Source organism: Clostridium aciditolerans, from assembly GCF_016316925.1.
Lineage (GTDB): Bacteria > Bacillota > Clostridia > Clostridiales > Clostridiaceae > Clostridium_AM > Clostridium_AM aciditolerans.
This window is the reverse complement of sequence record NZ_JAEEGB010000003.1, coordinates 313,297-326,960: the sequence shown is the minus strand read 5'-3', so window position 1 is coordinate 326,960 and position 13,664 is coordinate 313,297. Positions and strand designations below refer to the sequence as shown.

Sequence of the window (13,664 nt, the reverse complement as noted above, 5' to 3'; positions counted from 1 at the left end):
CTTGACAGGGAGCAGTTCAATCTAAGCTCTTTTATTCTATATTTCCTCTTAAATTAAGCTACTAAATACTAATGAAGCATACTTATTCATTGTAAATAAAGACTTCTTTAGTAACTATACCTGCAATTCTCCACCTTTATTTTGTAATTCTTCATCTTTTACAACTAAACCGTTTAAAGTTTTATCTAATGACCAAAGAATAATGCCAGCTGCAAGAGCAATACCTGCAATTACAAAGTATACAGTTGAAAATTTAAATTTTAATGTAAATTCATATAACCATCCGTAAGATTTTCCTGCAAAGAAGACAGCAAGTACCCAAACACTCATCATTTGTGATAATAATCTAGGTGGAGCGAATTTACTAATAAAAGAGTTTCCAAGTGGTGAAAATACCATTTCACCAAGAGATAAAACTATACCAAATGCAATGATCCAACCTAGAGGTGCAAGATTGCTGCCTCTTGTAACATCTGCCATTGCAAAAATTACATAAGATAAACCTAATAATAGCATACCTAAAGCAGTTTTCTTAAACATACTTAAGTCACCTTGAGGTCTCTTAGCTAATTTTGTCCACAATCCGCCAAGAATCGGTCCTAATGTGATACACATAAATGCATTTAATGAGTCAAACCAAACTGATGGAACTTTAAAGCTACCTATCATCCAGTTAGCAGCTGCATTGTCTCCATCCCAGTATAAGTACACAGGCATATATGCCAAGTACCAGAACACCCAGAAGATTACGGAAAATACAGATATTAAAACAATGGCTGCAACTCTCTTTTTTTCCATTGTTGTAAGAGGTTTCTTTTCTTCTGTTTGTTTCTTTTCTTTTACTTCTTTGTGTTCATCAATCTTAAAAGGTTTTTTACCTGTTTCTCCTAAGAATCTCCATCCAAAGATGAACCAAGCAGCATCAATAAACATCATAATTGCACAAATTAAGAAACAGAAGGCGTATCCTTTAGTTACAGCAAGTACACCGATAATTGTTGTACCAAAGAAAGAACCGAAGTTAACGAAAGAGTATTGAGTAGAGAATGCACTATCTAATTGTCTTGGGTCATCAAAAAGTCTACCTGTAATAGCATTTGTCTGACACTTGAATAAACCTGTACCTATAGAAACCAAAGCAATCATTAAATTAATCATAGCAGCGCTTGAAGCCTGCCATCCTACTAAGTAACCTGCTCCCATGAAAATCATTCCGACAGGAACAAGGTATCTAGCACCTATGATACGGTCAGAAACATATGCCCCGATTAATGGTGCAAGATAAGTAAATGCAACTAGGTTTGCAGACATTTTTGCTGCATCTCCGGCAGTAAGACCAAGTCCTCCGTCTACTACTTTAGCAGCTACAAATGCTACAATTAACCATTTTGCTGAGTAGAATGCAAACCTTTCCAATGAGAAGGCTAGTGAGCATACATAAAAGCCAAATGGTCTTCTGTTTGTACTTTCCATTTTCCATCCCTCCTATAAAAATCTTAAATATTAGATGTGTATTTAAAAAACTATGTGTTCTCATCTTTGTTAAGACGATGTGCAATAGTTTCAAATACCATAGGTTGGTAACTGGTAACTTAATTCTTTTTTTGGAGTATTTAGTTGAAAAATTTAAAGTGAGAATATATTTAAAATTTAGAATATATTTCTATTATATATTAATTTAAGTTTTTTTTGTATAGTTTTACAGTGAAAATTCAAGTGTAACTATAAAATTTTTAATTTATTAAAAATTTTTAATTAATATCAAAGTTCATTCATACTTTTCATATTTTAATACGCTGTATTTGAATTCTAATTAATATATTACAAAAATTATATGATTAAAGATATTAGAGATTTATATATGAAAGAGTGGTGAGAAAATGAATTTAAAGAAATTGAACCCGTTGAGACAGTGATAAAGATAGCAAAGAAGAATATAAGCTATTTTGGAATATAAAACATTAGCAACAAAAACTGTTCTAGTTTTTGTTGCTAAGAGGTTGTATCACAATGAAAGTTATATCACTGTAATAGATTAGTCGTTTTTATTTAACCATTTATTAAGCACTTCTATATATTTCTCATTTTCCTCTACGAATGGCGCATGGCGACTGAATTCAAATAATTCCCACTCTGAATTCGGAATCTTATCATACATTGTTTTGGCAATAAGTGGTGAGCAAAGATCAAGTAAACCGCTGGTGATTAAGCAAGGTTCTTGAATATCTTCAATCTCTTTCATAAAATCAAAGTCTTTTAATGTACCAGATGGGCTGAATTCATTCTGACCCCATGCAGTTACATAAGCTTCTGTTCCAGCAACTTTTGGACGTCTTAAGCATTCTGGTGAATCTGGTCCAACTTTGCCTGCACAGTGACGAAGCATGAATTCTGCTTCTGCTTCCTGATATTCTTTTGATGAATAATCTCCAGTTTTTTCTGCTTTTGCAATGGCATCCTGCATTTCCTGTGGAAGGTATGCAACTCTTCTACGCTGTTCTTTTTCCCATAATGCAGCAGATGGTAAAGTGCTGGATAAGATATAGCTCTTTATTCCTTCTGGTTTGTACTGGCAAGCATATTGAATCGCCTGCATTCCCCCCCAGGATTGTCCTAATAAGTGAATTTCGTCTAAGCCTAAGTGTTTACGTAACTGGATTAATTCTTCAATCCATGTCTCCGCACACCACAAGTCAGGACGGGAAGGTGTTGCGGATAATCCACATCCCAATTGGTCATACATAATAACCGCACGTCCATCTTCTGCAACTTTGTCGAGTACTTCGAAATAATTATGTGTAGAACCTGGTCCGCCGTGTAATAAAACCAATGGCTTCTTATTTCCTGTACATTCACCCACTATACGATAGTATGTTTTATATTCTAGATAAGGCATATAGCCTTCAGTAATCTTCATAAGTAATCTCCTTCTGTCTATTTGGATTCAGGAACAATAATTACGTCTTTTGTATACTTATTTAATACTTCGCAGCCATCTTCAGTTATGATAACAAGGTCCTCAATACGAACACCTATCCCTTCTTCTGGAAGATAAATTCCTGGCTCAATAGAGAAGCATTGTCCCGGTTTGATAATGTCTTCATTTACAGAAGAAACATCGCCGAATTCATGATCTTCTAAACCACAGGAATGTCCAGTTCTGTGTGTGAAATATTTTCCGTATCCTTTTTCTTCAATGTAGTTTCTTGCAGCTAAGTCTACGTCACACATTCTGTTTCCAGGTTTTGCAGCAGCGATACCTCTTAAGTTTGCTTCTACAACGATATCATAGATTTCTTTCTGTCTTTCGGAAATTTCACCGATAAATACAGTTCTTGTCATATCAGATGCATAGTTCTTGTAGAATCCTCCGATATCAAGGATAACGCAGTCTCCATATTTACCTTTTGTATCATCTGTTACATGGTGTGGATCTGCTGCTCCCTTAGCATATGCTGTAATTGGATCGAAAGATACTTCGTTAATACCATGTTTTTTATAAATTTCACGAACTTTAACATTTAATTCTTTTTCAGATAAACCTTTTCCTGCCCATGGAATCAACTCATCCATTACAAGGTCATTTAATCTTGATGATTCTCTCAAAATAGCAATTTCTTCTTCATCTTTTATCATTCTTACATAGTCTACAATTAAAGAACCATTTACGAATTTGCTGCCTCCGCCAAGTTCTTGTAATCTTAATAAGAATTTAGATGGCCATACTTTATCGATACCCATAACCTTATCTTTTTCTACAAACTTGGATAAAATTTCAACTCCATCCTGAATATCGTTATACCATACGATTTCTACACCAAGATCCTTTTCTTGTGGAAATAATTCATTGATAAGGATTTTGTGATTTCCATTAACATTTAAGTATAATGCTAATAATCTTTCTCCTGGATGAATCCATTTTCCTGTTAAATAAAAAATAGCTGTTGGATCAGAGATAATCATTTGAGGAATCTTATGCTCCTCCATTGATTTTAGTATTCTGTTTAGTTTTTTTGTATCCATAGTTATTCCCTCCTAATTAAGTTATTAAATAATAATGTAATATTTTTAGTCATTGTAAACAATGATTTCTTGGTAACTATTCTATAATTATTTATTTTCCATTTCTTCTGGAGTGCTTAGCTAAAAGCTTTAAAATAAGAATATACTTAATATTTAGGATATATTTCTATTATATATTAATTTGAAGTTTTTTCATATAGTTTTACAGCAAAAATTTAAGTGCAACTGTAAAAAATTCAGTTTAATAAAAATATTTAATCAATATCGAAAGTTAAAGAATAATTAGAAAAATTAATTTAAGAGTTAGAACTGATAATATACTAGGCTTTTATCCGATCGCTACCATTGCTAACACTCCCATCTTCTATCAAAGTGGGGGATAAGCACTGCTACACGCCTGGATAAGTTCTTCTAAGGTTCAGATGGAGAAAGTCATCCTTATAAGCAAATTCCATCTGAACCTAAGAATCACTTGATAAAAGAAACTTGGTTTCAGGAGAAAGAATAGTAAAAAGAGAGTTTTTAATTAATGGTGAGTTTTATTATTCTCTTTATTCCTTTTGTTTGACAAACAGAATAGATTAATATAATATAAGAACATACCCCTAAAGGGTATGCGTTAATTAACTAGTATAAACCACAATTAATAAATAAAAGGTAAGTGTTAGTTTAGAAGGAGATGGTTTAGATGAATGATAGTAAAATTAATAAACTTGAAAATCCAATAAGAATAGAAGAGCTTAATCCAAAGAATACATTAATAAAAACAGGATTAAAAGAGAATATGGTATTATGTGATATTGGTGCTGGTACGGGTATATTTTCTTTTACAGCTGCGAAAATTAGCAGTAAAGATATTTATGCCCTTGAAATATCAGATAGTATGATTGAATTGCTAAAAAATAGAATGGATGAGCAAAATATTAAAAATATTATAATTAAGAAAGTTGACTCCAACAAGCTTCCACTAGACAGTAACATCTGTGATATGGCTATAATGGTAACTGTATTACATGAGATAGAAGATAAAGAATATATGATAAATGAGATAAAGCGAGTTTTAAAAAGAAAAGGAAAGCTTATGATAATAGAGTTTCATAAGAGAAAAACACCAATGGGACCTCCAATCGATCATAGGCTGTCAGAAAATTATGTTGAAGAACTTTGTAATAACAATGGACTAAAAACTATAGAAAAATTTTCATTAGGAGAGAACTTTTATTGTGCCGTATTTGAATCCTAATTCCGTAATTATTTAGATTTTAGAGATTTTTAAGTGGAAGTTCATTCACAAGGTTAAATGTAATAAATAACTATACTGCAGTGGAGAAATCTAGTGCAGTTTTTGGTATTTATTCCTACTGATTATGATATAATAATTATCTATTATAGAAATTATATGATTAAAGATATTAGAGACTTATATGTGAAAGGGTGGTGAGAAAATGAATTTCAATGAATTAGAACAAATAATTTTCAAAACGTCTTCTAATCTAATGCGGAAAAGTGGAGAAAAGATATTTAGAGATGGATTAGTATCTAATATTAAAGGGAAAAAAATAGATAATATATATCATATATATGGAGATGTGCTAAATAATCTTAATCATAATAAATATAAAACATATATAAAAATAAATTTATCAAATAAAAAATTAGACAGTGTAAGTTGTACTTGTGAGGATTTTAAAGAAATTTCTATAAATAAAAATCTATTTATGTGTGAGCATTTGACTGCCACAGGATACAAGTTTTTAAGTATACTTCATAAGAAAAAAGGTAAAGAAGATAACTCATTTAAAAAATTACCTGAAGATAAAAAGACAAAAGTTGAAGTAGGCATTGATGTAAAGATAACTTGCAAGTCTTGGAAAGATGAAACTAATTATGAACTAGAATTTAGATTAGGACGTGACCATAAATATTTAATTACTGATTTGAAGAATTTTATCTCTTCTTTAAATAAGGGTGAAACTATCTTTTTCAATAATCAGTTTACATATAATCCTTCACAGTATACTATTTGTACTAATGATATAAAAGTAATAGATTTTATTAAAGAATATGTTTCTTCAAATAGAGGAATATCAGATACTGGGAGAAATTTAATAATACAACCAGAGGATTTACGAGCATTTTTAGAATGTGTTGGCGGAAATAAAATTTTATTTAAATACAATGGGATAGAGTATAAAGTAGATATTCTTAAGAGAGACCTACCTGTTAGCTTTACATTAAAAGAGAAAAATGAACATTTTGTGTTAACAACACATAAAAAACTTCCAATTCCTTTAAATAGAAATAAAGATGTATACTTTTTTAATGGGCAACTTTATTTACCTTCAAAAAATCAAATTGAAATATATAGCCCTTTATATGATAAGTTTCAAAAAGAAGGTGAAATTCTATATAATAAAACTATAAAAAATTATAATGCAATTATTTCTATAATAAGCAGTATTTCAAATAATATTATAATTGGAGAAGATGTAAAGAGATTTGGGGTTAACTCTCTAAGATTTGAATTTTTAATTTATAAAGAGGAATCCAATATCTATTGTGAAGTATATGCAATTTATTATAATGAAAAAGTTAACATATTAAAGAGCAGCAGTAACAAAACAGATTTTATAAGAGATTATAATAAGGAAGAAAAAGCTCTTATGAAACTAGAATATTATAAGTTTATTAAAAGAAAAGACAAACTTATATTTATTGGCGAGGATGATGATATTTTTAATCTTTTGAGCACAAGAGAAAGTAGTATACGTTCATTAGGTAATGTTATGCTCGGAAAGGGCATGGAAGATGTAAAAATATTTGATTCATCTTTTATTGAAATAGACTTGTACGAAGAAAATGGATATTTAAGATTTAATTATAATATTGGAGACATTGATAAAACAGAGCTGAGCAATATATATGAAAGTTATAAGTCTAATAATAGATTTTATAAAACTAAAGATAATAGATTTATTGATTTTGAAGATGATGGTATTATAGGTTTCTTTAATTTAATTGAGATCTTGGATACTGATAAAAATATAGAAAAAGATTCAATAAAAATAGAAAAAAGCAAGGCTTTATACATATGGGAAAGCCTAAATAATAAGAATTATAAACTTGGTAAAGGTATTAATCTAATAAAAGATATAGAAAAGAAGTTAACTGAGATAAATGCTAGGGAAATAGCTTTACCAAAGAATCTGAAAGCAATATTGAGAGAATATCAGATAAGTGGATTTAAATGGTTTAAAAATTTAAGTGAGTTAGAATTTGGCGGCATTTTGGCAGACGAGATGGGGCTAGGTAAAACAGTTCAGACAATAGCCTTTCTTACATCAGAAGAAAATAAAAAATCTTTAATAATTACTCCAACATCGCTGATTTATAATTGGAAGGATGAGATGGATAGGTTTGCTTCTAGGTTAAAAGTTGGAATTGCACATGGAAGTATTAAAGAACAGGAAAAGGTACTAGATAAATTAGAAGAGTATGAAGTAATTTTAACTACTTACGGAACTTTAAGAAATAATATTAAAAAATACAGTAATATTCAATTTGATTATTGCATTATAGATGAGGCTCAAAATATAAAAAATCCAATAACCCAAAGTACAAGAGCAATTAAAGAAATTAAAGCAAAGGTGAAATTTGCACTTACTGGAACTCCTATTGAAAATAATTTAACCGAGCTTTGGTCAATATTTGATTTCATAATGCCAGGATATTTATACTCTAGGGAAACCTTTGATGAAAAGTTTATTTCTGACTGCGGCTGTGATTTAGATAACCTCAAATTGCTAATAAAACCTTTTATTTTAAGAAGAACTAAAAAAGAAGTTATAAAGGATTTACCAGATAAAATAGAAAAAAAGATACTAGTTGAAATGCCAGCAGCTCAAAAGGCGATATATGGTTCCTATATAAAAGAGGTCCGAGGGAAAATAAAAAATAACTCCGACGGCAAAATAGAAGTTTTTTCTTATTTGACAAAGCTAAGACAAATTTGTTTAGATCCATCCCTTATAGTTGACGAATATAAAGGTGGAAGTGGAAAACTCAAAGTTGCAATGTCATTAATTGAAGAACAGATAGCCTCTGGCGGGAAACTGCTATTATTTTCTCAATTTACTTCTGCTTTGAAAAAAATAGGTAGATCCTTAAATGAAAAGGGTATTCAATACTTCTATTTAGATGGCTCTACTGGATCTAAAGAAAGAATTAGATTGGTAAATGAGTTTAATAATAGTGATAATATAAAAGTATTTTTAATTTCACTAAAGGCAGGGGGAACTGGACTTAATTTGACTTCAGCAAGCTTAGTCATTCATTTTGATCCATGGTGGAATCCGGCAGTAGAAAATCAAGCCACAGACAGAGCTCATAGAATAGGTCAAAGGAATGTAGTAGAAGTAGTTAAGTTAGTTGCTAGAGGAACAATAGAAGAAAAAATTATTTTGCTGCAAGAACATAAGAAAGAATTGATTGACAATATCATTACAGGAGAGCTTAAAAATAGTGATATTATAAATAAATTATCAAAAGAAGAGTTAATGAAGCTTTTTGATAGAGAGTGAGCAAAACTATAGAGCTTCTAAGCTCTTTTTTGTTGAAAAAATAAAATCTGTAACAAAATAGTTGACATATCAATTATTTTCTTGATACAATAACTAAGTCAATGACAAAGAACAAAATATTAATATAGAGGGGAATTATATGGAATATATTTTTGATGAAGCACTTGGATGGATTGTTTATAAAGCAAGATTGTTAATGAAAAATAAATTACAGAAGACACTTAAAGATTACGATATTACAACGGAACAGTGGGTAATTTTAAGCGGATTATATACAAAAGAAGGGTATAATCAAAAAGATTTAGCTAAAAGATGTCTTAAAGATAGAGCTGCGCTCACAAGAATTTTAGATATACTTGAAAGAAAAGAGCTCATTAAGAGGGAAAACTCATCTAATGATAGGAGAGAATTTCTAGTTTATATGACTGATAAAGGTCGTAATTTATATGAAGAAGTGTTGCCAATGGTTATAAAAATGAATCAAGAAAATGGTTCAGTTTTTAGTGAAAGTGAGCTTCACCAATTAAAAGATTTATTAAATAAGTTGATTTTAAATTTAGAGTAATTTTTTTAATCAAATAATTGATATATCAATTATTGATAAGTCATACTTTAGCAATTATTTTGAAATTATATAATAATTACTCTAAAGTTTAATAATTAAAATTTTAAAAAGACTTATGAATAAGGAGGTGAAAAATATTTTAACTAAAAATCAACAAGCAATTATACAATATACATTTATGGAGGAATTTTATGAGTAACGTACAAAGCAAAAAGAATCGAGCAAGAAATATTACAGTATTCGCTACATTTTTAGCATTTATGGGCATAGGTGTTGTTGATCCTATATTACCAATAATTGCAGAACATATAGGTGCCAGTCCTTGGCAGGTTGAAATGTTATTTACAGCATATATTTTAACTATGGCAATTATGATGATTCCATCAGGAATTTTAGCTAATAAATTAGGTAATAAAAATATGATGTCAATTGGATTAGGCTTAGTTACACTGTTTTCTTTACTATGTGGAATTTCAAACGGAATTCCTGCACTTTCAATTTTCCGTGCAGGTTGGGGACTTGGAAATTCAATGTTTTTTGCTACAGCAATGATTTTATTAATTTCATTTACAGATAATGCAAATGATGCAATAGGTTTATACGAGGCTGCAATCGGTCTTGGAATGGCTGGAGGACCTCTACTAGGAGGAATTTTAGGTGGATATTCTTGGCGTTATCCCTTTATGGCTACTTGTATTCTTATATTCATTGCCTTTATTTTAGTTAGCTTTTTTGTTTATGAATCTAAAGATAAAAGTAAGCACAAAATAGCTGGTGGTAAAGAACTATTAAAATTAATTAAATACCGTCCTTTTATTAGTGTAGCAATGTCCTCTATGTGTTATTATTACGGATTTTTCGTAATATTAGCTTATTCACCACTTGTTATAAAAGTTTCACCTATTCAATTAGGTTTTGTGTTCTTTGGTTGGGGATTAATGCTTGCTTATGGTTCAGCTATCCTTTCTCATAACCTAGAAAAGAGATTTAGTCCTAAGAGTATTCTACCATATAGTTTATTATTATTTTTTATTTTTACTGGGTCTCTATTTTTTATAAACAGTCTATATGGGAAAATCATACTAATTATTCTATCAGGTCTAGTTTGCGGATTAAATAATGCATTATATACTAGCCATATCATGGAAGTATCTCCATATGAAAGAGGTATTACTTCAGGAGCATATAATTTTGTTCGTTGGCTTGGAGCAGCTATAGCACCTGTTTTGTCTGGAGTTTTAGGACATACATTTTCACAGCAACTTCCTTTTGCAGTAGCTAGTATTATTATTTTATTAGCAATTGGTTTAATTACAGTAAAACCTCAACAGGAGAAAGAATTAGAAAATGCAGCATAGATAAACAGTAAGCAATAACTAAAGCTCCTATAAAAATACTCTTTATTGATTTACATAAAGAGTATTTTTATAGGAATATTTCCATTATTGCTGTATAATAAAAACTACATACTTATACTGTTAAGGGGATGTGGCTAGATCGTGGATAAATTTGTTGACTTGAATTGTTGTAATAAAGTGCTTCAGCTAATGCACGAAAGTAGAAGCTGTACAGGGCTTATAAAAACCCTTTACAAGGAATGTATTCTTGTAAGCGTTGATTATTATGAGCATTTTATTTTTCCAGTAAATAAACAGGTAGAACTTATAGTATTACAAGGGAATGAACTGTTTCTTTGTAAATCAACTGTTTTAGGAATAAAAAGCAATGAAGAATACATACATCTCGTATTAAGTCCTCCTAAGATAATAAGACTTATTGACAGACGAATGTACCATAGAATTCCAATTAACTTGAAGATTTCATACCTACCTTTAGCTGCAAGCATTCATTATTACTCAATATCGGATATACCAACTGAGATACTTGCAAGAAATAGATTCAAAGCTGGTATTATAACTGATATAGGCGGTGGAGGATTAAAACTGCAGTGCTCTGATAACTTAGACGTTGGAAGTCAAATAATAGTATGTATGAATGTAAATTACAGGTTATCTCTTCTAAGTAAGATAACAAGAAAAGAAGTTATTTCAGATCCTGAAGAAACTATTTATCTTTATGGAATTTATTTTGATATTATAACAGAAAAAGAAAGAGAAAAAATAATAGAGTTTATTTTTGAAAACGAAATTTATTTAAGAGCTAAAAATAGAAAAAATGGAACAGAATAATTTATTGTATGTAGGAATACTTTTGCAAAATATTAAATAATATTAAGTGTAAATGAAGATAATTTATCCGATGACTACCAGCTCTAATACTCCCTCGTACTCTGTGAAAGCGACTATCACCAAATCACAGATTTGGGATGTCTGCTTTTCTCAAAGAGGGAGTAAAGAGCGGCTACGTCCTTGGATTCGTTCAACTAAGAATCAGGTGGGGGTTAAATGTCTAAATGGCATTTAACGGGCAAAGCCCAGGGTCGTAGACGAAACCCCATCTGATTCAAGTTTCCACTTCATCATTAGCTTTTTAACAAAAGTTTGATATTTATTAAATGAGTATTTTATTAATATACTAATATTTGCTAAAAGAATTAACATATTATTAAAAAATCTCACTATAAAAAGCATATATAGAAATGATTTGAATATTGGTAATTTTATGAAGTTAACTTTTTAACTATTATTGAAAATAATTGCAGAGAGCAATATAATTAACTTAAAAATAAAACTTAATATTTTTCGGATGACTACAGTGTGAGATAACATTTGTTAACCGAAGGAGCAATGATATAGTACCACGGCTGTATTAGAAACTCTCAGGTAAAAATAACGTTGTAGGACGAAACTCTGAAAAGACTGTTTTAAATAGCAGAACCAACGGTGTAAGATATGGGTACATATCGAAACTCTCAGGTAAAAAAACAGAGGACATGTGGGCTAACTTAAAGTTTGCCTTCATGTCCTTTTTATTTGTTGTACAAAAAATTATAGGGGGTATTGAAGTATGGAAGGATTAAAGAAGACTCCGTTGTTTAATTCTTATGAAAAATATGGGGGAAAAATTATAGATTTTGCTGGTTGGGCTTTGCCGGTGCAATACGAAGGAATAATAGCTGAGCATGAAGCAGTGCGCACGACAGCTGGGCTATTTGATGTTTCCCATATGGGGGAAGTAGAAATAATTGGAGAAGATGCTTTTAAATTCGTACAAAATTTAGTGACAAATGATATATCTATACTAGAAGATGATCAAATTTTATATACTCTTATTTGCTACCAAGATGGGGGAGTTGTTGACGATCTAATAGTTTATAGATTTAATGAAAACCACTTTTTTTTAGTAATAAATGCTGGAAATATTGAAAAGGATTTCGAGTGGATGTTAAAAAATAAAGATGGATTTGATGTAGATATAACAAATATCTCATCATCTATTGCTCAGCTTGCAATTCAAGGACCGAAAGCTCAGGCAATACTTCAAAAGCTTACAAATACAGATTTAGGGGATATTAAGTTTTTCTTCTGCAAAAGAGGTATTTTAATAGGGGGGATAAAATGCCTAGTTTCCAGAACTGGCTATACTGGGGAAGATGGTTTCGAAATTTACACAGACGTTGAAAGTGTAATAGACTTATGGGATAGGATATTGGATGTGGGAAAAGAAGATGGATTGAAACCAGTAGGGCTTGGCGCTAGAGATACTTTAAGATTTGAAGTTAATTTACCGCTCTATGGAAATGAATTGTCAGAATCTATAACACCACTTGAAGCTGGATTAGGATTCTTCGTTAAGTTGAACAAGGAGAATTTCATAGGTAAGGATGCTCTTGTAAAGCAAAAGAAGGAAGGCCTAAAAAGAAAAATAGTAGGGTTTGAAATGAAAGAAAAGGCCATTCCAAGACATGGATACGATGTTTTTGCAGAAGATAATAAGATAGGAGCTGTTACAACTGGCTATCTTTCACCATCTATTAAGAAAAATATAGGTTTAGCCTTAATTGATTCAAAGTATTCTGAACTAGGGACTACAATCTTCATTAAGGTTAGAAACAAGCTTATTGAAGCTGAAGTAGTGGATAAAAGATTTTATAAAAAAAATTACAATAAATAATCAATATTAAAAATAAGTATATGAGGGGGATATTTATATGAAAATTTTAAATGAATTATTGTACAGTAAGGATCATGAATGGGTAAAGGTTGATGGAGATAAGGCTTATATAGGGATATCAGATTTTGCTCAGCACTCCTTAGGAGAAATCGTATTTGTAGAACTACCAGAAGTTGATACGGAATTTTCTAAAGATGAAGCTTTTGGAGTTGTTGAATCGGTAAAAGCTGCTTCAGATCTTTACATTCCTGTTGGTGGAAAGGTAGTTGAAATAAATGAAAAGCTAGTTGATAATCCAGAGCTAGTCAACGAAGATGCTTACGGCAGCTGGATGATAGTAGTAGAACTATCAGATAAATCAGAACTTGATGCGCTATTAAAGGCTGACCAATACGAAAAGTTATGCGATAAGGGGGAATAGT

10 protein-coding genes and 1 riboswitch are annotated in these 13,664 nt (G+C 30.6%); of the genes, 7 read left to right on the top strand and 3 right to left on the bottom strand.

The window, feature by feature from the left end; genetic code table 11:
* Positions 1-114: 114 nt before the first annotated feature.
* From I6U51_RS02685 to I6U51_RS02675, 3 genes are all read right to left on the bottom strand, one after another.
* Positions 115-1,473: a peptide MFS transporter gene (locus I6U51_RS02685; protein WP_211141054.1), complete on the bottom strand. Its 1,359-nt coding sequence runs from the start codon at positions 1,471-1,473 to the stop codon at positions 115-117.
* A gap of 562 nt (positions 1,474-2,035) precedes the next feature.
* On the bottom strand, positions 2,036-2,917 hold the full coding sequence (gene pepI, locus I6U51_RS02680) for a proline iminopeptidase (RefSeq protein WP_211141053.1): 882 nt from the start codon (positions 2,915-2,917) through the stop codon (positions 2,036-2,038).
* A gap of 17 nt (positions 2,918-2,934) precedes the next feature.
* Positions 2,935-4,023 (bottom strand): M24 family metallopeptidase, encoded by a 1,089-nt coding sequence (locus tag I6U51_RS02675; protein ID WP_211141052.1) that lies wholly within the window; start codon positions 4,021-4,023, stop codon positions 2,935-2,937.
* A 688-nt stretch (positions 4,024-4,711) separates the two neighbouring features.
* Here I6U51_RS02675 and I6U51_RS02670 point away from each other — a divergent pair.
* The 7 genes from I6U51_RS02670 (at position 4,712) to gcvH (ending at position 13,663) form a co-directional block, all read left to right on the top strand.
* Positions 4,712-5,266: a class I SAM-dependent methyltransferase gene (locus tag I6U51_RS02670; protein WP_211141051.1), complete on the top strand. Its 555-nt coding sequence runs from the start codon at positions 4,712-4,714 to the stop codon at positions 5,264-5,266.
* A gap of 202 nt (positions 5,267-5,468) precedes the next feature.
* Complete coding sequence (locus I6U51_RS02665) at positions 5,469-8,603, top strand: DEAD/DEAH box helicase (protein ID WP_211141050.1); 3,135 nt, start codon at positions 5,469-5,471, stop codon at positions 8,601-8,603.
* 139 nt (positions 8,604-8,742) lie between these two features.
* Positions 8,743-9,168: a MarR family winged helix-turn-helix transcriptional regulator gene (locus tag I6U51_RS02660; protein WP_211141049.1), complete on the top strand. Its 426-nt coding sequence runs from the start codon at positions 8,743-8,745 to the stop codon at positions 9,166-9,168.
* 191 nt (positions 9,169-9,359) lie between these two features.
* Entirely contained in the window at positions 9,360-10,526 is a 1,167-nt protein-coding gene (locus I6U51_RS02655; RefSeq protein ID WP_211141048.1) for an MFS transporter, read from the top strand.
* 141 nt (positions 10,527-10,667) lie between these two features.
* Positions 10,668-11,357, top strand: a complete 690-nt coding sequence (locus I6U51_RS25280) for a PilZ domain-containing protein (RefSeq protein ID WP_211141047.1) — start codon at positions 10,668-10,670, stop codon at positions 11,355-11,357.
* Positions 11,358-11,874: 517 nt separating this feature from the next.
* Positions 11,875-11,973, top strand: a riboswitch (glycine riboswitch).
* Positions 11,974-12,135: 162 nt separating this feature from the next.
* On the top strand, positions 12,136-13,242 hold the full coding sequence (gene gcvT, locus I6U51_RS02645; protein ID WP_211141046.1) for a glycine cleavage system aminomethyltransferase GcvT: 1,107 nt from the start codon (positions 12,136-12,138) through the stop codon (positions 13,240-13,242).
* A 37-nt stretch (positions 13,243-13,279) separates the two neighbouring features.
* Positions 13,280-13,663 carry a glycine cleavage system protein GcvH gene (gene gcvH / locus I6U51_RS02640; RefSeq protein WP_211141045.1) on the top strand — a complete coding sequence of 128 codons (384 nt, stop codon included), beginning with the start codon at positions 13,280-13,282 and terminating at the stop codon, positions 13,661-13,663.
* The last annotated feature ends 1 nt before the right edge of the window (position 13,664 follow it).